The sequence below is a fragment of the Curvibacter sp. CHRR-16 genome (genome assembly GCF_018474005.1).
In the GTDB taxonomy this organism is placed as follows: Bacteria; Pseudomonadota; Gammaproteobacteria; order Burkholderiales; family Burkholderiaceae_C; genus Allorhodoferax.
In genome coordinates, this window is record NZ_JAHCSH010000006.1 from 237810 (window position 1) to 258487 (window position 20678).

General features: G+C 59.2%; 19 protein-coding genes and 1 pseudogene. 12 read left to right on the forward strand and 8 right to left on the reverse strand.

Annotated features, from left to right (window positions below):
- Positions 1-96: 96 nt before the first annotated feature.
- Positions 97-792 carry an FxDxF family PEP-CTERM protein gene (locus KIK84_RS16655; RefSeq protein WP_250207993.1) on the reverse strand — a complete coding sequence of 232 codons (696 nt, stop codon included), beginning with the start codon at positions 790-792 and terminating at the stop codon, positions 97-99.
- A 192-nt stretch (positions 793-984) separates the two neighbouring features.
- Between KIK84_RS16655 and KIK84_RS14525 the strand changes: the two genes are divergently transcribed.
- From KIK84_RS14525 to acpA, 6 genes and pseudogenes are all read left to right on the forward strand, one after another.
- Entirely contained in the window at positions 985-2532 is a 1548-nt protein-coding gene (locus tag KIK84_RS14525) for a protein adenylyltransferase SelO (protein ID WP_214123813.1), read from the forward strand.
- Positions 2529-2951, forward strand: a complete 423-nt coding sequence (msrB, locus tag KIK84_RS14530) for a peptide-methionine (R)-S-oxide reductase MsrB (protein ID WP_214123814.1) — start codon at positions 2529-2531, stop codon at positions 2949-2951. Before KIK84_RS14525 ends, msrB begins: the two co-directional genes overlap by 4 nt.
- Positions 2948-3523, forward strand: a complete 576-nt coding sequence (locus tag KIK84_RS14535; protein ID WP_214123815.1) for a septation protein A — start codon at positions 2948-2950, stop codon at positions 3521-3523. The genes msrB and KIK84_RS14535 overlap by 4 nt, the downstream gene beginning before the upstream one ends.
- On the forward strand, positions 3516-3794 hold the full coding sequence (locus tag KIK84_RS14540; protein WP_214123816.1) for a BolA family protein: 279 nt from the start codon (positions 3516-3518) through the stop codon (positions 3792-3794). Before KIK84_RS14535 ends, KIK84_RS14540 begins: the two co-directional genes overlap by 8 nt.
- Positions 3795-3857: 63 nt before the next feature.
- The gene (locus KIK84_RS14545) at positions 3858-4643 is read left to right on the forward strand and encodes a peptidylprolyl isomerase (RefSeq protein ID WP_214123817.1); all 786 of its coding nucleotides are present in this window, start codon (positions 3858-3860) and stop codon (positions 4641-4643) included.
- A gap of 143 nt (positions 4644-4786) precedes the next feature.
- Positions 4787-6453: pseudogene (gene acpA, locus KIK84_RS14550) on the forward strand (acid phosphatase).
- Here acpA and yaaA read toward each other — a convergent pair.
- Positions 6450-7241 (reverse strand): peroxide stress protein YaaA, encoded by a 792-nt coding sequence (gene yaaA, locus KIK84_RS14555; protein WP_214123818.1) that lies wholly within the window; start codon positions 7239-7241, stop codon positions 6450-6452. The pseudogene acpA and the gene yaaA sit on opposite strands and share 4 nt — an antisense overlap.
- A gap of 63 nt (positions 7242-7304) precedes the next feature.
- On the opposite strand from yaaA, the gene moaC reads away from it, so the two are divergent.
- From moaC to KIK84_RS14580, 5 genes are all read left to right on the forward strand, one after another.
- Positions 7305-7841, forward strand: a complete 537-nt coding sequence (moaC, locus tag KIK84_RS14560) for a cyclic pyranopterin monophosphate synthase MoaC (protein WP_214123819.1) — start codon at positions 7305-7307, stop codon at positions 7839-7841.
- Entirely contained in the window at positions 7838-8923 is a 1086-nt protein-coding gene (locus KIK84_RS14565) for an NAD(P)H-dependent flavin oxidoreductase (protein ID WP_250207994.1), read from the forward strand. Before moaC ends, KIK84_RS14565 begins: the two co-directional genes overlap by 4 nt.
- Before the next feature lie 81 nt (positions 8924-9004).
- Positions 9005-9907 carry a hypothetical protein gene (locus tag KIK84_RS14570; RefSeq protein WP_250207995.1) on the forward strand — a complete coding sequence of 301 codons (903 nt, stop codon included), beginning with the start codon at positions 9005-9007 and terminating at the stop codon, positions 9905-9907.
- Entirely contained in the window at positions 9904-11094 is a 1191-nt protein-coding gene (locus KIK84_RS14575; protein ID WP_214123820.1) for a choice-of-anchor X domain-containing protein, read from the forward strand. Before KIK84_RS14570 ends, KIK84_RS14575 begins: the two co-directional genes overlap by 4 nt.
- 71 nt (positions 11095-11165) lie before the next feature.
- Positions 11166-14054 (forward strand): valine--tRNA ligase, encoded by a 2889-nt coding sequence (locus KIK84_RS14580; RefSeq protein WP_214123821.1) that lies wholly within the window; start codon positions 11166-11168, stop codon positions 14052-14054.
- Between the two features lie 266 nt (positions 14055-14320).
- Here KIK84_RS14580 and KIK84_RS14585 read toward each other — a convergent pair whose 3' ends face one another.
- Positions 14321-15211 carry a LysR family transcriptional regulator gene (locus tag KIK84_RS14585; protein WP_214123822.1) on the reverse strand — a complete coding sequence of 297 codons (891 nt, stop codon included), beginning with the start codon at positions 15209-15211 and terminating at the stop codon, positions 14321-14323.
- 51 nt (positions 15212-15262) lie between these two features.
- Between KIK84_RS14585 and KIK84_RS14590 the strand changes: the two genes are divergently transcribed.
- Positions 15263-16189 carry a DMT family transporter gene (locus tag KIK84_RS14590; RefSeq protein WP_250207996.1) on the forward strand — a complete coding sequence of 309 codons (927 nt, stop codon included), beginning with the start codon at positions 15263-15265 and terminating at the stop codon, positions 16187-16189.
- 75 nt (positions 16190-16264) lie between these two features.
- On the opposite strand, the gene KIK84_RS14595 is transcribed toward KIK84_RS14590, so the two are convergent.
- The 5 genes from KIK84_RS14595 to KIK84_RS14615 all read right to left on the reverse strand — a co-directional run bounded on the left by KIK84_RS14595 (position 16265) and on the right by KIK84_RS14615 (position 20662).
- Complete coding sequence (locus tag KIK84_RS14595; protein ID WP_214123823.1) at positions 16265-17476, reverse strand: ROK family transcriptional regulator; 1212 nt, start codon at positions 17474-17476, stop codon at positions 16265-16267.
- Entirely contained in the window at positions 17476-18288 is an 813-nt protein-coding gene (locus KIK84_RS14600) for an ATP-binding cassette domain-containing protein (RefSeq protein WP_214123824.1), read from the reverse strand. Before KIK84_RS14600 ends, KIK84_RS14595 begins: the two co-directional genes overlap by 1 nt.
- Complete coding sequence (locus tag KIK84_RS14605; RefSeq protein WP_214123825.1) at positions 18289-19245, reverse strand: ABC transporter permease; 957 nt, start codon at positions 19243-19245, stop codon at positions 18289-18291. It lies immediately after the preceding gene.
- Positions 19246-19265: 20 nt separating this feature from the next.
- Positions 19266-20252: a sugar ABC transporter substrate-binding protein gene (locus KIK84_RS14610; protein WP_214123826.1), complete on the reverse strand. Its 987-nt coding sequence runs from the start codon at positions 20250-20252 to the stop codon at positions 19266-19268.
- Positions 20253-20434: 182 nt separating this feature from the next.
- On the reverse strand, positions 20435-20662 hold the full coding sequence (locus KIK84_RS14615) for a sulfurtransferase TusA family protein (protein WP_214123897.1): 228 nt from the start codon (positions 20660-20662) through the stop codon (positions 20435-20437).
- Between the last annotated feature and the right edge of the window lie 16 nt (positions 20663-20678).

Below are 20678 nucleotides of genomic sequence, written 5' to 3' on the forward strand. Positions count from 1 at the left end.
TTCTCCTTACCAAGCGCAACGCATGGTTAAACGATGTCACCAAAGCAAAAAAAGGCGTACCAAGGTACGCCTTCCAATCTTCGCGAAAAGATTCAATTAAGCAGATTTTTTGCGGCGACGCACGATCGCACCAACCATCCCCAAACCGGCCAACATCATGGCGTAAGTTTCAGCTTCTGGAACTGCTGTAACACTCATCAAAGTGTAGTCAGACTGGCTGGAGCAAGTATTGCCAGTTTTGCAAGTACCGTTAACCGCGGAGAACACCAAGTTTGTGATGGCCTTGCTGCCAAAAGGGTTAGAAATTTTCCAAACACCCGCTGTATTGCCTGTTGCAGGAGAGAGGTTGGTCACAGAGCCAGAACCAGTCCACGAAGCGTTGATGATGTCAGCTGCAGTCAGGTAGTAAGTCGCAGAAGTACCGTCCAAGAAAGTGGCTGTGATCTTTGCCTTTTCCATCACATCGGAGAATTCTGGGCCATCAAACAACAAGCCGATCACAAAAGATTCAATGTACTGAGCGCCGCCTTTGAATGCAGCTACGATGCTTTGGCCCACATCAATTTCAGCACCCGAATTGCCACCAGTAACCCCAACGCCCGTTTCACTAGCCCAAGTCTTCTTGGCAAAAGTACCAGCGTCTTCGCCATTCCAAGCGGTGTATGTAGCCAAGCTGGTGTCATACGTATGCACGCCAGTAGCGAAAGATGAACCATAGTCAGTAGCCGCATAAGCACTACCAATGGACAAAGCAGCCAGTGCCGCCGCAACAAAAGTTTTAGATATCTTCATATATTCCCTGATCGGTTGATGGTTTCTAAAAACAGTCGCAGAGCTTCTGCTGACCTTGGACGCAAGTCTCTTCGTGATGCCCTATGGCAGCAATAGTCCGATCGGACTAATTGCCAGCGCGGCCATAAAATTCCTACTTTGGCAATGGGGCAATCTCGGACTCAAGTTCTCAATAATCCGCACAATCGACCCATGTTTGCCCCCCATCCGCGCCATGCGCCCCACCCTCCCCTGCCCACAGCATCCAGCCCTTGGGCTTGGGATGCACCTGCACACTGCTACCCCAGCCTGGGCGATGCGTTTGTTGCACCAACCGAACCCAGCCCACTGCCCAGCCCCTGCTGGGTTGCTCACAGCGAGACAGCCGCCCAACTACTGGGGCTACCGACCGCTTGGCATAGCGATGGTCTGCTGCAAGGACTGTCCGGCAACGCCGTGCTAGAAGGCAGCCAGCCATACGCCACGGTGTACAGCGGACACCAATTTGGTATGTGGGCAGGCCAACTGGGCGATGGCCGCGCATTGCTGCTGGGCCAAACACAAGGCTGGGAGGTGCAGCTCAAAGGGGCTGGTATGACACCGTTTTCGCGCATGGGCGATGGGCGCGCCGTTTTGCGCAGCAGCATCCGCGAATTTCTGGCCAGTGAGGCCATGCATGCACTCGGTGTGCCCACCACACGGGCGTTGTGCATCACAGCATCCCCCCAGTTGGTGCGCCGCGAAGAGGCGGAACCCGCCGCCGTGGTCACCCGCTTGGCACCCAGCTTTGTGCGCTTTGGTCATTTCGAGCATTTCAGCGCCAGCGGTCAAATCGATGCGCTGCGCGCTCTGGCTGATTGGGTCATAGAGCACCACTACCCAGCATGCGCCAGCCAACCCAGCCGCTACGCAGCCTTGCTGGCTAACGTTGTAGAACGCAGCGCCCAGCTGGTGGCGCACTGGCAAGCGCTGGGCTTTTGCCATGGCGTGCTCAACACCGACAACATGAGCATCTTGGGGCTGACCTTGGACTATGGCCCCTTCCAGTTCATGGATGGGTTTGACCCGCAGCACATCTGCAACCACAGCGACGAGCGAGGCCGCTACGCTTTTGGCAACCAACCCAACATCGTCTACTGGAACCTGCTCTGCCTAGGACAAGCCCTGCTTGCCTTGCTGGCGCAAGAATGCAGCGAACAAGGCCATAGCGACGCCAACAAAGCCGCCACCGATGCTGCCTTGGCCGCCATAGACAAGTTCAAACCGGCTTGGGCACAAGCGTGGCAAATCCAGCTCTGCGCCAAACTGGGCCGCGCCCCCAGCCCCGCAGCCCAAGCGGTGGCGGAAAAAGCACTGCCCCTGCTGGCTGCAGAACGGGTGGACTACACCCTTTTTTGGCGCCGCTTGGCACGCTGGGCCGCTGGCCTGGCCCCGCGTGACAGTGTGCAAGACCTGTTTCTGGACAGAACTGGCATAGACGCATGGTTGCTATCATTTTCAGAGCTAGACCAGCTTACTGGGTGTGCCCTACAGCCCGATTTGATACTGAACAGCAACCCCTGCTTGGTGCTGCGCAACTACATGGCCCAAGAAGCCATCAGTGCTGCCGAGCAAGGCGACTACAGCGTTGTGCAGCAATTGCACCAAGCCCTGAACACGCCTTATGCTGACATTGGCCCCGACGCCCCGGCGCACCTGCAGCGCTGGGCCGGATTTCCGCCCGACTGGGCGCAACACCTGCACCTGAGTTGTAGTTCATGAGCGACCACCCCATCCAACGCAGCGCCCAAGAGTGGCGCGACCTGCTGGCCGACAAAATCGCCCGCAACGAGGCCGAGCCATTGGCCTACGCCGTTACGCAGCAAGCCGCCACCGAGCGCCCATTTACCGGCCGCTACGAGCAACACTGGGCCCACGGCAGCTACCACTGCGTGTGCTGTGGCGCGCAACTGTTTGACTCACAGACCAAATTCGACGCCGGTTGCGGCTGGCCCAGCTTTGACCAAGCCCTGCCCGGCGCCATCAGCGAGCGGCGCGACATGAGCCACGGCATGATCCGGGTCGAAACCGTGTGCAGCCAATGCGGCGCGCACTTGGGCCACGTGTTTGAAGATGGCCCCACCGATACAGGGTTGCGCTACTGCATGAACTCAGCCTCGCTACACTTCCAACCCTCATGAAACAGTTTCTCGACTTCATTCCTCTCGTCCTCTTTTTTGGCGCGTACAAGTTTTACGACATCTACGTCGCTACTGGCGTGCTGATGGCCGCTACCGTGCTGCAAATGGCAGCCATCTACGCCATCGACAAAGAACTCAAGACCATGCACAAAGTCACCTTGGCCTTGATCTTGGTCTTTGGCACCCTGACCTTGGTGCTGCATGACGAGCGCTTTATCAAATGGAAGCCCACCGTGCTCTACACCGCCACGGCCTTGGGTTTAGGTATCGCCATGTGGGGCTTCAAGAAGAACATGCTCAAAGTCATGATCGGTGCCCACTTGGAACTGCCCGAAGCCGTGTGGCACAAGCTGTGCGCGCTGTGGATTGGCTACGCCCTCTTCATGGCCGTGCTCAACGGCACGGTGGCCTACTGGTTTACCACCGATGCATGGGTCAACTTCAAAATTTGGGGCTACGTCTTTCCCATCGCCTTCTTGGTCGGTCAAGGCATTTACCTCACCCCTTATTTGAAAGAGCAAGCCGCCACGCAAGACAAACAGGGCGCGGACAAGGACACTTCGCATGACTGAGGCCATGCAGCCGCCACGGGCTGTGGATTTGCAGCAACGGCTACAAGAACGCTTGCAAACCACCGTGCTCGAAGTGCTGGACGAAAGCGCCCAACACCACGGTCACAGCGGTGCCAACGGCTTGGGCTACGGCACCCACTTTCGGGTGCGCATCGCCAGTCCGCACTTCACTGGCAAAAGCCGGGTTGCGCAACACCGCCTTGTGTATGATGCGCTGCAAGACTTTATGGCCCTTGGGCTGCACGCACTGGCCATTGAAGTTGTGGCGTAGGAACTTCCTGCGCGCCAGCTACTCCACCATCTTTTGTTTCGCTTGAAAGAGGACTTTTCCCCCATGAAACGCAATCTGCTCTCCAGCTTGGCCATTGCCAGCCTGACCCTGTGCCTGGGCGCATCAGCAATGGCGCAAAACATCGCCATCGTCAACGGCAAAGCCGTGCCCAAGAGCCGCGTAGATGTGCTGGCCCAGCAGGTTGCCCGCTCTGGCCGCGCCATCACCCCCGAAGTAGAAACCCAACTCAAAGAAGAAGCCATCATCCGCGAAATCTTCATGCAAGAAGCGCAAACCCGCGGTGTGGACACCTCTGACAGCGTGAAGAGCCAACTCGAACTGGCCCGTCAAACCATCATCATTCGTGAGTTGTTTGCCGACTACCAAAAGAAAAACCCCGTGACCGATGAACAAGCCAAGGCAGAGTACGACAAGTACGCCTCCGCCAGCGGCGGCAAGGAATACCATGCCCACCACATCTTGGTCGAGAAAGAAGACCAAGCCAAATCCATCATCGCCCAGCTGAAAAAAGGTGCCAAGTTTGAAGATTTGGCCAAGAAACTGTCCAAAGACCCAGGCTCTGGCAAGAACGGTGGCGATCTGGACTGGGCCAACCCCGCCAGCTACGTGAAAGAGTTCTCCGATGCCTTGATGGCGCTGAAAAAAGGTGAAGTCACCACAACGCCCGTCAAGAGCCAGTTCGGCTACCACGTGATCCGCTTGGACGACACCCGCGAACCCAAGTTGCCCGACTTCAACCAAGTCAAGCCACAGATCGTCCAGCAACTGGAACAACAAAAACTGCAACAGTTCCAAGAGGAACTGCGTGCCAAAGCCAAGGTGGAATAAGCCCGCGCTACGGCATCCCCCAAAGCCCAGCAGCTCCCCAGAGCGCTGGGCTTTTTGTTTTGGTGTTGACACATTTTTTTCTTGAAACCAACGTAGATTAGGCGCCTCTGATTGTTTGTTTTTGATTTGAATTGGAGCTCCTCATGAGTGACCAGCGACAAGCCCCCAACATCAATCGCCGCGGCTTTATGGGAGGCGTTGCTGGCGTAGGCATAGGCATAGGCAGCACACTGATCGCGACAGAAGCAAAAGCGGCATCCCAGCCTCCATACAAAAAGCTGCTGGGCAAACAACTGGATGCGGCCCTGCACAAACACATCCAAACCGTGGTGGTGATTTATGCCGAAAACCGCAGCTTCAACAACCTGTTTGCCAACTTCCCCGGCCTGGAAAAGCCACTCTCAACACTCCAAGCGGGCGAATTCCAACAACGTGACCGGGATGGCCAGTTACTGAATCAACTCCCCCCGTATGGGGCGGCGTGGTGCAAGCAGGCCCCCAAAGCATCGAGGGCGTGCTCTACGAAACCGCTCAGCAATACCAAAAGAACCTGCCCAATGCGCCCTTTGCACTCAAAGGGCCCCAAGGCGAAGCGTTGCCGCTAGGGCTTGTCACCCGTGACCTGGTGCATGCGTTCTACCAAAACCAGATGCAAATCAATGGCGGCAAGAACGATGACTATGTAGCGTGGGGAGACTCGGGCGGCTTGGTCATGGGGCACTATGGCCAAACCCGCTACCACCTGCGCCTGTGGGACATTGCCAGCGAGTTTGTCCTGTGCGACAACTTCTTCCAAGGGGCTTTCGGCGGTTCTTTCTTGAACCACCAGTACCTCATTGCCGCCAAAGTGCCGTTCTATCCCAATGCCAGCAACTCGCCAGCACGCACCCAAATTGCCAAACTGGTGAGCGATGACCCGCGCGACACCCGCTTGGCCTTGGCCAGCGATTCAGCGGCCAGCGCCATGGATGGCCCCGCCAAGTTTGGCCCCAGCGCCCTCACCCCCGATGGCTACGCCGTCAACACCATGGCACCACCGTACTGGCCCACTTGGTCGCGCGACCCCAACCGCCCCGACTATGCCCTGCCCGCCCAACCCAATGTGCTGGTGCCACAGGTGCACGAGCACATTGGCGACAAGCTGACCAAAAAAGGCGTGGACTGGGCTTGGTACGCTGGCGCTTGGCAAGCCACCATAGATACCTACAAAGACTCCAACGGCATCCCCAAAATTCCGAACTTCCAGTACCACCACCAACCCTTCAACTACTTCAAGAACTTAGGGCCCGAGTTTCCTGAAGAACGCAAAAAACGCCTGCGCGATGGAGGCTTGGGAGATGAGGACACGACCAACCGCTTTCTGGCCGATGCGCAAGCCGGACGCTTGCCTGAGGTGACTTTTTACAAACCGCAAGGCAACCTCAATCTGCATGCGGGCTATGCCGATGTGGCCTCAGGAGATCGCCACATAGCACACGCCATCAAAGTACTGCGCAACAGCCCGCAGTGGAAGAACATGGTTGTCATCGTCACCGTTGATGAAAACGGGGGCTGGTGGGACCATGTAGCACCACCCCAAGGAGACCGCTGGGGACCGGGTACGCGTATTCCGGCACTGGTCATTTCGCCCTTTGCACGCAAAGGGACGGTCGATCACACCATCTACGACACGGCATCCATCCTGCGTTTGATCACCCGCATCCATGGTTTGGAGAAGCTAGAGGGATTGCAAGAGCGTGACGATGCCATGGTGGCGCGCGGTCAAAAGCCCATGGGCGATTTGACCAACGCCTTGCACTTTCCCGCTTAAACGGTCTTGCGCCTGAACACCAAACTCGTCGCCGAAGAAGCTGCCTTGTCCAAAGCGTAGCCGTCTTCGGCGAAGTCTTTCAGGCCCTCTACCGTCATCACCTGCTGCTGCGCCACGAAACGCGCCATCAGCCCCCGCGCCCGCTTGGCGTGGAAGCTGATGATTTTGTAGACGCCGTTTTTGTAGTCTTGGAAGACGCACTCCACCACATCGGCTTGCAGCGCCTTGCGATCCACCGCCTTGAAATACTCTTGCGAAGCCAAATTGAGCAACAAGCGGCTGCCCTGCTCTTGCAAGCGCTGGTTCAGATACGCAGCAATGCGCGTGCCCCAAAACTGGTACAGGTCTTTGCCATGCGCCCCCGCCAGCGCTGTCCCCATTTCTAGCCGATAGGGTTGCAGCCAGTCCAGCGGACGCAGCACGCCGTACAAACCGCTCAGAATGCACAAATGCTGCTGCAGCCACTGCAGTTGCGCAGCCGTCAGGGTTTTGGCGGCTAGCCCATCGTAGACATCGCCATCAAAAGCCAGCACCGCTTGGAGTGCGTTGTCCGGCCCTGACACAGGCGACCATGCGGCATAGCGCGCCACATTGAGCGCGGCCAGCTTGTCGCTCAGATCCATCAAACTGGCCACCTGCGGCACCGACAAGGGGCGCAGCAGGGCGATGAGCTGCTGCGACTGCGCGGTGAACAGCGGCTGCGTGTGCGGCAACTGGGCCAGTTCGAGCTTGTCAGCCAGTGGGGTTTCATAGTCCAGCGACTTGGCTGGGGACAACAGCATGAGCATGGGCAAACCTATTCAAACCACGTGGTGTATCGCAAAGGCGGGCAGTGTAGCGACAATGCGGGCATGACACAGACCCGCCCCACAAGCCCTGCCGCCGCTGCCCCATTGACCCACTTCAACGCCCAAGGCGATGCCCACATGGTGGACATAGGCCACAAACCCGCCACGGCCCGCAAAGCCGTTGCCAGCGGCAGCATCGCCCTACTCCCCGATACGCTGGAGCGCATCACCAACGCCGCCGTCGCCAAGGGCGATGTGCTGGGCGTAGCACGCCTGGCCGGCATCATGGCGGCCAAGAAAACCAGCGACCTCATTCCCCTGTGCCACCCCATCGCGCTGAGCCACGTGGCGGTGGACTTCCAGCCCCAAGCGGGTGCTTGGCCAGACGACATGCGTAGCGCCGCCATCCACTGCCGCGCCACTGCCGAAACTGTGGGCGGCACGGGCGTAGAGATGGAAGCGCTCATGGCCGTGCAAGTGGCGCTACTGACCATCTACGACATGTGCAAAGCCGTGGACAAAGGCATGGAAATCCGCGACGTGCTGCTGTGCGAAAAACACGGCGGCAAAAGCGGCAGTTGGGTGCGGGACAAAGCATGAACCGCATGCCTTGGCATCCAGCATTGGGGTGCGCTCTGCCCATCGTCCAAGCGCCCATGGCAGGCGTGCAGGACTACCGGCTCGCCGCCGCGGTATGCCAAGCCGGGGGCTTGGGCTCTTTGCCCGCTGCCACGCACACGGCTGAGAGCTTGCGCCAAGAATTGCTGCGGCTGCACCACGCCTTGGGTGCCGATGGCAACACGCCAACGCAGCAGCCCTACAACCTCAACTTCTTTGCCCACACCAGCCCCACACCCGATGCGATCCGCAACGCCCGCTGGCACGCACTGCTACAACCCTACTACGCCCAGTGGGGCCTGGTGCAAGACACAGGGCCAGCTAGCGCTGGCCGCCACCCTTTTGACGCCGCCATGGCCGACGTGGTGCAAGCCTTCCGCCCAGCGGTGGTGAGCTTTCACTTTGGCTTGCCAGCCCCTGACTTGCTAGAGCGGGTGCGGCGCAGTGGCGCACGCATTTGGTCTAGCGCCACCACCGTGGCTGAGGCGCGCTGGTTGGCCGACCACGGCGCAGATGCCATCATTGCCCAAGGCTTGGAAGCGGGTGGGCACCGGGGTATGTTTTTAAGCACCGACCTGCACACCCAGCTAGGCACCATGGCTTTGCTGCCGCAGGTTTTGGACGCTGTGCCCATCCCCGTTATTGCCGCCGGAGGCATTGGCGATGCGCGTGCAGTGCAAGCTGTGCTGTCCATGGGTGCCTGTGCCGCCCAAGTGGGAACGGCCTATTTGCTGTGCCCCGAAGCCACCACCAGCCCCTTGCACCGCACTGCACTCCAGCAAGGCGATACGCCGACGGCACTGACCAATCTGTTCACTGGCCGACCCGCACGCGGTTTGGTCAATCGGCTGATGCGCGAACTGGGGCCGTTGCGCGAAGACATTCCACCCTTTCCCTTGTGCACAACCGCTCTTGCACCCTTGCGCCAAGCGGCTGAACCACAAGGCTGCAGCGACTTCACACCGCTGTGGGCAGGGCAAAACACGCATGCATGCCAAACCATGGCGGCAGGCCTGTTGACGCGCCAATTGGGCGAGGCCACAAAAACTGACGGAGCTCTCTAAATTGGCGTAAACCCTGCTGTGCCCTCAAATGCACTTTTCCATACTGCATTTCCACCTAATTACACCCAATGGGAGGCATGCATGCTGAAAAAGCGTTTCTTTCGCCACGGGCTCATGATGATGGCATTTGCATTCATCTGCACCACCGCCTTTAGTACCAATTACTCCCTGTGGATCCATGGCCGCAAAAGCAGCCAAGACACCACGGCCACAGGCACGTACAGCAACTTTGCCAGTTATTGGGGCCCTGCCAGCGCCAGCGCCGGGGTCAACAAAATTGCCGTGAATTGGGATGGTTACAGCCACATATCCACCCAAAACTCGGTCATTCGCAACGCGCTGGATTGCTATTGCACAGGCGACAACTGGTGCTATGTTGCCGCGCACAGTGCAGGTGACTTGCAAATTGGCTACGCCCTATCGCTCTACGGCAGCAGTACACGCAATGTGAAAACCCCATCGCCAGCATCCAACGGCACTTGCAGCAATGTGAGCAGCGGCGCCACCCAAACAGGCTGGAATATCAAATTTGTGGACATTGCAGCGGGTGCTGGCGGCGGCTCCGAACTGGCGGACGTGGGTAGCTGGACGACGTCATCGGGTTTGGTGCAAGACCTCAAAACAACTACCGCACGAGCGCTGTACGACCACAACATCACACAAGGCGTATGGTTCAACATGTATGCAGGAGCCAAAGGCACGCTGTACTCGGCCATATTGCCCGGCCAAGACGACGAAGCGGTGGCCTATCACTCGGCGGGAGGGGTGGCTGGCAGCGCTGGGCGTAGCCTGTGCAACCCCGGGGATTGGTTCTGCAGCAACCTCACAACTGGCACATCCGCCAACCAAGATGGCTCGACCAAGTGGAGTTACCACAGCGTCGCGTTCCGCGATACCAGCGAGTCCTATAACCACTACACCAACCAAAACTGGGAGGGTGTGGTGAGCTTGGTGCGTGCACACATGGCCAGCAATGCCCTATGAAGCTGCGTCGTCGTCAAAACGGTATCAGCGCATGGTCACTCGCCAGTGGACTTGCTGTAGCAGCAGGTCTACTGTGGTGGCTATGGGCCACCAGTGCGGCAAGCGAAGCCTCCTCAGCCAATAGCACCGCACAAGACGACCATGCCACATCGGCACCGATGCCAAACGCCTCTGCGTTGGAGCGCAGAGGCAATGCAGCATTGGCCCAACTGTCCCCGCAGCAAGAGCGGGTATTGCAAGCACGCCAAAGACTGCAGGCCTATCGGGAGTACTCACGCTACCCGGTGCAGTCGCGCCCGATTGACGAGCATCCTGAGCAAATCCTGCCCTTTGCGGACATACAAAGCAGCGTGCCACTGCAAAATAAGAAAGGACAAGCCAGCGGCATTCACCTGCTAGTGACACAAAACCGTGTTTTTTTGAGCGGGGCCGATACCGCTCGTTTCACCGTCGCACTGGTAGACAGCCAAAATCGCCCTTTGCCCGCCATCGTGCAAAGAGCCGTGGCCCGTGGCCTGCAAACCGATGGCAGCAGTACGGGCATGGTGAATTTGGCATTCAATGACAGCGGCACCCAAGGCGACTCCGTTGCGGGAGATGGGGTATACAGCGTGCAATGGCAGCCCAGCAGCAGTGGCTTTGCCAATTTTGAAGGCACTATCCGCACCGAGGTCTACCTTTTGGGCACCGAAGACACAGGCCCTGGGCAAACCTATTTCGATCTGGTTTACACCCCGCTAGTACCAGCCACTTGGCTGGGCCAATCGTCCGAGCAAATGGAAAACGGTTCGTTGGCTATCCAATTAGCCGCCCAAGTCAATGAAGCGGGAACCTACATCGTGACAGCCCGTGCCTATGACGCTCGCGGCAAAGCATTTGCACTGCTCACGGCCCGCAGTCCTGTTGCCACAGGGGTGCAAAACATTCGCTTTTTGCTGTTTGGAAAGTTGCTGCGTGACTACCAAATCCACTTCCCCATCACACTGCGCGATGTGGATGGTTTCTTACTGCGTGAAGACCACTTCCCCGACCGCGCCTCCATGCCCCGCTGGGCGGGTGTTGCGCACACCAGTGCCAACTATGCACTGGAAACTTTTTCGGACGCGACCTGGAGCAGTGAACAACGCACTCGCTACCTCAACGAATACGCCAAAGACCTGCAAGCGGCCGAGCAAGCATTGCAGTGATGTCCGCCATGGACGCCAGCCGAGGGCCTGGCCTCGGTAAAATCCCGCCCTTGCTCTGGAACAACCCTCCCATGTCTGACACCACCAACACCACGCCTGCACAGCCAGGTTTGCAATCCCTGTCCAAATCGTTCGAGCCCGCTGCGCTGGAAGCGCACTGGGGCCCCGAGTGGGAAAAGCGCGGCTACGGCATCGCTGGTTTCCGTGGCACAGGCGCGCCCGATGCCGCCGCCGCCAACGCGGGCCACAACTTCGCCATCCAACTGCCACCGCCCAACGTGACCGGCACGCTGCACATGGGCCACGCGTTCAACCAAACCATCATGGACAGCCTGACCCGCTACCACCGCATGGCAGGCTACAACACGGCGTGGATTCCCGGCACCGACCACGCGGGCATTGCCACCCAAATCGTGGTGGAGCGCCAGTTGCAAGAGCAAGGCGTGAGCCGCCACGATTTGGGCCGCGAAGCCTTCCTGAAAAAAGTCTGGGAGTGGAAGGAAAAGTCCGGCAACACCATCACCACCCAAATGCGCCGCATGGGCGACACCGTGGACTGGAGCCGCGAATACTTCACCATGGACGACAAGCTGTCGCAAACGGTCACCGAGACCTTTGTGCAGCTCTACGAGCAAGGCCTCATCTACCGTGGCAAGCGCTTGGTGAACTGGGACCCGGTGCTCATGAGCGCCGTGTCTGACCTCGAAGTCGAGAGCGAAGAAGAAGACGGTTCGCTCTGGCACATCGCCTACCCCTTGGCCAACGGTTCGGGCCAACTGGTGGTGGCCACCACCCGGCCTGAGACCATGCTGGGCGACGTGGCCGTGATGGTGCACCCCGAAGACGAACGCTACAAACACCTCATCGGCCAGCAAGTCACGCTGCCGCTGTGCGGTCGCACCATCCCCGTCATTGCCGACGAGTACGTGGACAAAGCATTCGGCACCGGCGTGGTCAAGGTCACCCCCGCGCACGACCACAACGACTACCAAGTGGGTCTGCGCCACAAGCTGCCGATGATTTGCGTATTAACGCTGGACGCCAAGATCAATACCGAAGCGCCTGCGGCTTACCAGGGGCTGGACCGCTTTGCCGCGCGCAAACAAATCGTGGCCGATCTGCAAGCCCAAGGCCTGCTGGTGGAAGTGAAAAAACACAAGCTCATGGTGCCGCGCTGCGCCCGTACCGGCCAAGTGGTAGAACCCATGCTCACCGACCAGTGGTTTGTCGCCATGAGCAAGGTGTCTGACCAAGACCCCACAGGGAAGAGCATTGCCCAAAAAGCCATCGACGCCGTGGCCAGCGGCGACGTGAAGTTCGTGCCCGAGAACTGGGTCAACACCTACAACCAGTGGATGAACAACATCCAGGACTGGTGCATCAGCCGCCAGCTGTGGTGGGGCCACCAGATTCCCGCGTGGTACGACGAAGACGGCAAGGTCTACGTGGCCAAGAGCGAAGCCGACGCCCAAGCACAAGCAGGCGCTGGCAAGAAGCTGACCCGCGACCCGGACGTGCTCGACACCTGGTACTCCAGCGCGCTGGTGCCCTTCTCCAGCCTGGGAAAAGAAGCCAGCGACCACGACCTGTACCTGCCCAGCAGCGTGCTGGTGACAGGCTACGACATCATCTTCTTCTGGGTGGCGCGCATGATCATGATGACCACCCACTTCACCGGCAAAGTGCCGTTCAAGCACGTGTACATCCACGGCTTGGTGCGCGATGCGCAGGGCAAGAAGATGAGCAAGTCCGAGGGCAACGTGCTCGACCCGGTGGACTTGATCGACGGCATCGCCCTCGAACCGCTGCTGGAAAAACGCACCACCGGCCTGCGCAAGCCCGAGACAGCGCCCACCGTGCGCAAGAACACGCAAAAGGAATTTCCCGAAGGCATTCCCGCCTACGGGGCCGATGCGCTGCGCTTTACCTTTGCCGCACTGGCATCGCTGGGCCGCTCCATCAACTTTGACAGCAAGCGCTGCGAGGGCTACCGCAACTTCTGCAACAAGCTGTGGAACGCCACCCGCTTTGCGCTGATGAACTGCGAAGGCTACGACTGCGGCTTGGAAGAGCACAGCACCGACCAATGCGCTACGGGCGAGTACCTGCAGTTCAGCCAAGCTGACCGCTGGATCGTCTCGCTGCTGCAGCAGACAGAAAGCGAAGTGGCGCAAGGCTTTGCCGATTTCCGCTTGGACAACGTGGCCAACACCATCTACGACTTTGTGTGGAACGAGTTCTGCGACTGGTATCTGGAAATCGCCAAGGTGCAAATCCAGTCCGGCACACCGGCGCAGCAACGCGCCACCCGCCGCACACTGATCCGCACGCTGGAAGTGATCCTGCGCTTACTGCACCCCATCGCCCCCTTCATCACCGAAGAGCTGTGGCAAAAGGTCGCCCCTGTGGCGGGTCGTGCTGGTGCCTCCATCAGCGTGGCCGCCTTCCCTGTGGCAGCGCCTGAACGCATTGACCAAGGCGCCATCGCCCAAGTCGCCCGCCTCAAGTCCGTGGTGGACGCCTGCCGCAACCTGCGCGGCGAGATGGGCGTGAGCCCCTCTGCCCGCCTGCCGCTGTTTGTGCTGGCTACGCAAGCCGACGATACCGCCTTCCTGCGCCAGTGGGCACCGGTGCTGCAAGCCCTGGTCAAACTGAACGAAGTGCGCTTCTTCGACACCGAAGCCGAGTGGGCCGCCGCCGCCCAAGCAGCGCCAGTGGCCGTGGTGGGCCAAGCCCGCGTGTGCTTGTTCGTGGAAGTGGACGTAGCCGCCGAGAAAGCCCGTCTGGGCAAGGAAGTGGCCCGCCTAGAGGGCGAAATCACCAAGGCCAACGGCAAGCTGTCCAACGAGGCTTTTGTGGCCAAGGCTCCACCAGCAGTCATTGAACAAGAGAAAAAGCGGGTGGCCGACTTCTCTGCCACGCTGGACAAGGTGCGCGAGCAGCTCAAGCGATTGGGTTAAACCCCGCAGGTGATTGAAGATTCCAGGGGAACTCTGGCCAAAACGGCCAAGATTCCCTTGATCTGGCTCTATTGGCCCGACGACAAATACCGGGGCCCCGATGCGCCCAAGTTGGGCGCACAAAGCGTGGGCGAGCAATGGCGACAAAGCGGAGGTTCCTGTGTTTGCACAGCTGCCGACAGAGAAATAGCGTCTGGGAATTTTTACCAAATAAGCCTCTAGAGCTTATGCAGCAAGCTCAAGCAGCTATCAAAACCATAGCAGCATCATGACAAAGCACTCGATGGCAGTTCTGCTTTGTATCGGGTGGCAAGGTCCATAAAAGCCCTCGCGGCCGGCGATAGTTTGTCACGCTGCAAAGCAGCCAGCCCTATCTCCCGTGGACGAGGGGGCGACAGGCGACGGTACACAACCCCTTGCGGGGGCTCCGGCAAAGCCAAGCGCGCAGCAATCGTCACCGCATCCGCGGTTGCGACAAATCCCAACATAGAACTGAGTTGTTCAAAACGGTAGAAGGTTGTGGGGACGACTCCAGCGCTGGCAAAAAAGCGATCAATGTGGGAGCCCGATCCTGCCGATGTACGGATAAATGGCAGCCCTTCAAAGTCTTGCGCACGGATGGCCTCTTGCTTAGCCAACGGGTGCGCGGCAGGCAGCACGGCCACAAGCTCATCCGTGACCAATGGAACGGTATCAAAGCGATCCTCGGGCAGCACGACGAAGCCAATTTCCGCTCGCCGCTCCAATAAGCAATACACCACTTTGTCATCCACCACTTCATCAATGTGCACCTCCACCATGGGATGGGCTTGGCGAAACCGCGCCAATAGCGGCGGCAACAAACGCAACGAGGACGTGGCACCAAATGAGGCTATGCGCAGGGTGCCGCGGGTAATACCGCGCTCTAGGCCAGCCTCCTGCTGCAAAGCTTCCTTCTGCTGCAAGATGTCGTTAGCACGCGGCAGCAAGCGCTCACCACTATCGGTCAAGGTGATGTTTCCGACATCCCGCTTCAGCAGCATCACACCCAGCTCCGTTTCCAGTTGCTTGAGGGCGTGACTCACACCACTTTGGGTAATCCCCAGAGCCGCTGCCGCCCTGGAAAAACTCCCCAGCTTGGCCAACACAGCGAATATTTCCAATTGGGTGAATGTCATGATTAATTACTCATTCGACTATTAGTCAACATAAGTGAATAGTAGTGCCCTATGAAACACTTTTCTTATTCCACTCACTTGGGTTTACTGGGTATGGCTGCGCTTTGGGGGGCCTCATGGCCTTGGGGGCGATTGGTAGCCCAAGCGATGCCTGCGCTGGCTGCGGCCAGCTTGCGCTTCGGTTTGGCTAGCCTGCTTCTACTCGTTTGGCTTCACCACAGCAAAGGGTTGCAAAGTTTGCGCACACTCCAGCGCCGTCAGTGGTTGGGATTGGCTTTTGCATCGTCAATAGGTGTATTGGCTTACTCGATTTTCTTTTTACTCGCCTTGCAAAAAGTGCCTGCTGGCAAAGCGGCCATGGTGGTGGCGCTCAACCCTGTAGTGACCTTGTTATTGGCAGTCGTGCTGTTTCGTGAAGCTGCCAACTTCACGATGTGCATGGGGGTGGTGTTGGCCGTGATCGGTGCGCTGTATGCCTTAAGTGGGGGGACATGGCTTGCTATGGATCACCCGCATTTTGGAACTGGTGAATGGCTGCTGCTTGGATGCTCTGCGTGCTGGGTAGGCTACACACTGGTGGGTCGATTGGTTTTGACGCGCATTGATTCGCTCACCACCACGGCTATGACGGCGGTCTTTGGCACCGTCTTCTTGCTCACTGCCAGCTTGCTGATGGAAGGAAGTGCCGCTTGGGAACGCTTAGCTACCGCTCCTGTGGGGGCATGGGCCAGTTTGGTTGCACTTGCCGTGGGAGCCACCACCTTGGCTTACGCGTGGTATTTGGAAGGAGTGAAAACATTGGGTGCCGGTGCCGCCGCCGCTTATATGGCATTGGTTCCGGTTTTTGGCCTGATGTTCTCCAGTTTATGGCTTGGTGAAACAGTCACGCCATCTCTGCTGGAGGGTGGTGCGGTGGCAATCCTTGGAATGCTGCTGATGAACAGAGGCCGTATGCAACTGGCTTTGAAAAAAGCATAAATTGGCCTGCATAGCTTATGCAGCAAGCTCAGGCAGCTATCAAAACAATAGCAATCCGTTCATGCTGCGTTGGTCTTATTTGAGAAACAAATCCCTATCCGGCGCAAAGTTGGCATGCAGCGGCAGCAGCGCGCCGCCCAGTGCGTGGGCTTCACTGCCCACGCTGCCCGCCACCAACTCCACAGGCCACAGGCCTTCCCAGTGGTAGCGCTGCAGGGCGCTGCGGGTTTGGGCCAGCAGGGCTTGCAGCATGGGGCGAGAGAAAGCGCCGTCCAGCACCACGGCGTCTACATCCAAAAAGGCAGTGCCGTTGACCACGCACAGGGCCAAGCTGTTGGCGGCCTGCTCTAGCCACACTTGGGTGATGGCGTTAAACGGGGCTTGCAGCGCGCGCTCGTCGTAGGCGGCATGGGGGTCTAGGCCTGCCGCGCGCAGGCGCTGCTCCAAGTCCCACAGCGAGGCGTGCTCCAGCATTTGGCGCGGAGCAGGCTGGCCCGCTTGGGCTTCGCCCAAGGCCATGGACGCGACCGCACCCGCGTTGCCATGCATGCCACGGTGCAGGTGTGAATGCAGCACCAAGCCACCGCCCACAAAGGTGTCCACGTACAGGTACAAAAAGCTCTTGATCTCGCGGCCACGGCCGCTGACCAGTTCGGCCACACAGGCTGCCAGTGTGTCGCGGGCGTGGCTCACGGGCAGGTCGGTCACGCTTTGCACGGCTGCGGCCACGTCAAGGCGGTTCCAGTAGTCGGCCGTGCTGGCGGGCAGCCCTTGCAGCAAATGCCAGCCCCCCATATTGAACGGGGCTGCCACGCCAACCCCCACCAAGCGCGATTGCAAGGGGCCCAACTGCTGGCGCATGTGCTGGATTTTTTCAGCAATGGCGGGCAGCAAGGCGTTTTCATCGGGGATGTCGTACTCCAGCACCGTGCGCTGGCGCACATGGCCCACAAAGTCCACCAACAGGCAGTCCATGCTGCGCCGTCCGACCTTGATGCCGATGGAGAACGCCCCATCGGGGGCCAACGCCAGTGGCACCGAGGGTTGGCCTATGCGGCCACGCACGGGTTCGTGGCGCTTGAGCAAACCATCTTCCTCCAGCCGGGCGGTGATCAGGCCCACCGTTTGCGCGGTCAGGCCGGTGAGGCGGGCTAGCTCGGCCTTGGGGCAACTGCCTTGCAAGCGGATGGCTTGCAGTACCACGCGCTCGTTGAACTGCCGCATGCCCAGTTGGTTGGAACCACGGGGCTGCAGCACGGGAACGAGCTGTGGCACGGGGGGGAGCATCAGGCCAAGACCTCGGCAGGCAGTTCGTCAACGGACTTGGCCCCGGTCATCACGGCCACGGTGTCGCTCATGCTGATGCGCTTGGGGTTGACCACAGCAGCGCGGCGGCCCAAGCGCTGGATGTGGATGCGGTCGGCAATCTCGAACACGTGCGGCATGTTGTGGCTGATGAGGATGACGGGCAGGCCTTTGTCGCGCACACGGCGGATCAACTCCAGCACCATATTGCCCTCTTTCACGCCCAGCGCGGCGGTGGGCTCGTCCATGATGACCACGTGCCGGGCAAATGCCGCAGCGCGGGCTACGGCCACGCACTGGCGCTGGCCGCCGGACAAGGTTTCTACCGCTTGGGTCATGGATCGGATGCCGACTTTGAGTTCGTTCATGCGCTCCACCGCCTGCTGCAGCATGGCTTTTTTGTCCAATATGCGCAGGGCGCGGGCGAGCGGGTTGGGGTAGTACAACTCGCGGCCCAAGAACAGGTTTTCCGCAATCGTCATGGCCGGGGCCACGGCCAAGTCTTGGTACACGGTTTCGATGCCGGACTGGCGCGCATCGATGGGGCTGCGAAAGTGCACGGCTTGGCCATCGAGCAGCAGTTCGCCTTCGTCGGGCACGGTGGCGCCCGACAGAACCTTGATGAGCGAGGACTTGCCTGCCCCGTTGTCGCCGATAACGGCCAGAATTTCGCCTGCGCGCAATTCAAAATCCACGCCATCCAAAGCGGTGACTTGGCCGTAGCGTTTGACGACGCCTTTGGCCTGCAATACCAGCGGGCTGTCCACAGGGTTGGTAGTGTGTTGGGCGCTCATTTAGCGGGCTCCTTTGCGCGACATTTGATCCAACAGCACGGCCAGAATCACCAAAATGCCGGTGATCAGGGTCTGCACCACCGAGGCCACGCCCATGAGCGTGAGGCCGTTGCGGAACACGCCCACGATGACGGCCCCCACCAAGCTGCCCAGCACGATGCCACGACCGCCAAACAAACTGGTTCCGCCCAGCACCACGGCGGTGATGGCGTCCAGGTTTTCGGTTTGCCCAGCTTGGGGGTCACCCACGCCTGTGCGGCCAATGGACAGCATGGCAGCCAAACCGTAGAACACGGCCGCACCGACATAGACCAGCACCAAGACTTTTTCTACCCGGATACCCGTCAAGCGAGCGGCTTCGGGATGGTTGCCCACGGCGTACAGGTGGCGGCCCGGTGCCGTGTCACGCAAGAAGCGCCACACCAGCACGTACAAACCGACCATGAGCAAGGTGCCCCAGCTGATTTCGGTTCCTGCAAATTTGAAGGTATCGCCCACAGCGGTGAGCGCTGGGGGCAGGTTGACCACGGTTTGCGAGCGGGAATAGAGCTGGTTCACGGCAAATGCAATGTTCATCGTGCCCAAGGTCACGATGAAGGAGGGCAGCTTGAAACGGGTGACCAGCAAGCCATTGAGCAAGCCAAACGCCGCTGCCACCAGCAAACCACCGCCCACGGCGATGACAGGGTGCAAGTTGGCCTCCACGGCCAACTTGGCCATCACCATGGCGGCCAGCGACATCACCATGCCGCAGGACAGATCAATGCCTGCGGTCAGGATGATGAGCGTCTGACCAATTGCCAAGACCCCCACCACCATCACTTGCTGCAGAACCAGCGAAAGGTTTTCGCCGGTAAAGAAGCGGTCTGATTGCGTGGCAAAAAACGCGCTGGCCACTGCCAACGCTATCCAGGGCCCCAAGGCCCCCCAAGGAATGTGACGGTGTGTCGAGGTCATGGTCTTTACGGTGTAGTCAATTACTTGTTACCCCAGCACAGATCCAAGCCGACCTTGGTGTCTTTGCTGTCAACGCCCTTGACGGCTTTGCCGGCAATCAGCGTCACGCCGGTGTCGACATAGCCAGAGGCTTTCTTGCCCGATTTGGCGTAGTCCACCCCTGCGGCCACACCCATGGAGGCCATCTTGAGCGGGTATTGCTGCGAGGTCGCGGCGATCACGCCAGCAGCGGTGTCTTTGATGCCTTGGCAACCCCCGTCAACCGACACGATGGTCACGCCCTTTTCCTTGCCGGCTTTCTTGAGTGCGTTAAAGGCACCGGCTGCTGCTGGCTCGTTGATGGTGTAGACCAAGTTGATGTCGGGGTTCTTTTGCAGGCAGTTTTCCATGGCGGTCTGGCCCTTGGCGGTATCACCAAAAGAGTCGGCCATGCAGACCACGGAGGCGTCTTTGGACAGTTCGTTGGACTTGGCGTCCGCCGCGTTCAGGCCAAAGCCCTTCATAAAGCCGTTGTGGCGCTGGGCACCCACGGGGTGACCGGGGAACAAGTCCAGCGTGGCAATCACGGCTTTCTTGCCACCCAGTGTGGCCTTGGCGTATTCGCCAATCAACACGCCGGCTTTGTAGTTGTCGGTCGCAAACAGAGCATCTGCACCCTCAAACGGGCTGTCCAGCGCAATCACTTGCACGCCCTTGGCTTGCAGCTTTTTCACGGTGGGGATGATGGCATCGCCGCTGGCGGTGATGAGGATGGTCTTGGCACCTGCGGAGGCCATGTTTTCCATCGCGGCGATTTGGGTGGCGGTGTCGCCGTCTTGTTTGCCTGCTGCGGTCAACAGTTTGGCACCCAGCTTCTTGGCTTCGGCTTCAGCGCCTTCTTTCATCTTGACGAAGAAGGGGTTGGTTTCGGTCTTGGTAATCAGACCAATGACTGGTGCATCGGCAGCGTGGGCGATACCTGCGGCGGCAAAGCTGGCAACCAGTGCCAAAGGCAACAACTTTTTCATGGTTAGCTCCTCGAGAATGCCCTCTGCGGGGGCGGTTGAACAACGCCGAACTGGGCGTGGAGCGGACTTTAATTAATAAATCACTTTGTTTTAGTTATGTAAAACCCTGAGTCGAGGCCATTGAATCGACAAAAAAAGACCCCCTGCTGGTGGGCAGGGGGTCTGGCGCAGGCGGAGGGTGCTTAGCGGCGGCGCAGGGTATGGATGAATACTTCCCCTTCGCTCTCTTGGGCGATCAGTTCATTGCCCGTTTGGCGAGCAAAGGCCTCAAAGTCCCGTACCGAATTTTTGTCGGTGGCCACCACCCGCAGCACTTGTCCGCTGTCCATCTCTGAGAGCGCTTTTTTGGCGCGCAAAATGGGCAAGGGGCAGTTCAGACCACGGGCATCTACTTCTTTGTCGGCTTGGATAGTCATAAAAAACGTT

Bases quoted from the DNA above. Each gene is read 5' to 3' on its own strand.
- KIK84_RS14610 (WP_214123826.1), bottom strand. From the start codon at position 20,252: ATGAAAAAGTTGTTGCCTTTGGCACTGGTTGCCAGCTTTGCCGCCGCA.
- yaaA (WP_214123818.1), bottom strand. From the start codon at position 7,241: ATGCTCATGCTGTTGTCCCCAGCCAAGTCGCTGGACTATGAAACCCCA.
- KIK84_RS14525 (WP_214123813.1), top strand. From the start codon at position 985: ATGTTTGCCCCCCATCCGCGCCATGCGCCCCACCCTCCCCTGCCCACA.
- msrB (WP_214123814.1), top strand. From the start codon at position 2,529: ATGAGCGACCACCCCATCCAACGCAGCGCCCAAGAGTGGCGCGACCTG.
- KIK84_RS14600 (WP_214123824.1), bottom strand. From the start codon at position 18,288: ATGAGCGCCCAACACACTACCAACCCTGTGGACAGCCCGCTGGTATTG.
- KIK84_RS14580 (WP_214123821.1), top strand. From the start codon at position 11,166: ATGTCTGACACCACCAACACCACGCCTGCACAGCCAGGTTTGCAATCC.
- KIK84_RS14605 (WP_214123825.1), bottom strand. From the start codon at position 19,245: ATGACCTCGACACACCGTCACATTCCTTGGGGGGCCTTGGGGCCCTGG.
- KIK84_RS14585 (WP_214123822.1), bottom strand. From the start codon at position 15,211: ATGACATTCACCCAATTGGAAATATTCGCTGTGTTGGCCAAGCTGGGG.
- KIK84_RS14535 (WP_214123815.1), top strand. From the start codon at position 2,948: ATGAAACAGTTTCTCGACTTCATTCCTCTCGTCCTCTTTTTTGGCGCG.
- KIK84_RS16655 (WP_250207993.1), bottom strand. From the start codon at position 792: ATGAAGATATCTAAAACTTTTGTTGCGGCGGCACTGGCTGCTTTGTCC.
- moaC (WP_214123819.1), top strand. From the start codon at position 7,305: ATGACACAGACCCGCCCCACAAGCCCTGCCGCCGCTGCCCCATTGACC.
- KIK84_RS14545 (WP_214123817.1), top strand. From the start codon at position 3,858: ATGAAACGCAATCTGCTCTCCAGCTTGGCCATTGCCAGCCTGACCCTG.
- KIK84_RS14590 (WP_250207996.1), top strand. From the start codon at position 15,263: ATGAAACACTTTTCTTATTCCACTCACTTGGGTTTACTGGGTATGGCT.
- KIK84_RS14570 (WP_250207995.1), top strand. From the start codon at position 9,005: ATGCTGAAAAAGCGTTTCTTTCGCCACGGGCTCATGATGATGGCATTT.
- KIK84_RS14540 (WP_214123816.1), top strand. From the start codon at position 3,516: ATGACTGAGGCCATGCAGCCGCCACGGGCTGTGGATTTGCAGCAACGG.
- KIK84_RS14595 (WP_214123823.1), bottom strand. From the start codon at position 17,476: ATGCTCCCCCCCGTGCCACAGCTCGTTCCCGTGCTGCAGCCCCGTGGT.
- KIK84_RS14565 (WP_250207994.1), top strand. From the start codon at position 7,838: ATGAACCGCATGCCTTGGCATCCAGCATTGGGGTGCGCTCTGCCCATC.
- KIK84_RS14575 (WP_214123820.1), top strand. From the start codon at position 9,904: ATGAAGCTGCGTCGTCGTCAAAACGGTATCAGCGCATGGTCACTCGCC.